The following is a 255-nucleotide window of genomic DNA, read 5'->3' on the forward strand; positions in this document are numbered from 1 at the left end:
CCTTGGAGGATGGTCCCCCCATGTTCAGACAAAGTTTCTCGTGCTCCGTCCTACTCGATTTCACTTCCCAGAACCTTTCATATACGGGGCTATCACCCACTATGGCCGCACTTTCCAGAGCGTTCTACTAGATTCAAGGAAGCTTAAGGGCTAGTCCCCGTTCGCTCGCCACTACTAAGGGAATCTCGGTTGATTTCTGTTCCTCAGGGTACTTAGATGTTTCAGTTCCCCTGGTTCGCCTCACACACCTATGTA

The 255-nt window shown here is 50.6% G+C and carries 1 rRNA gene; it reads right to left on the reverse strand.

The window, feature by feature from the left end:
- Window positions 1-255: ribosomal RNA gene (locus tag JFY56_RS24830) — 23S ribosomal RNA — on the reverse strand; the annotation flags it as partial.

It is taken from the genome of Pseudomonas schmalbachii, from assembly GCF_017589465.1.
GTDB lineage: Bacteria > Pseudomonadota > Gammaproteobacteria > Pseudomonadales > Pseudomonadaceae > Pseudomonas > Pseudomonas schmalbachii.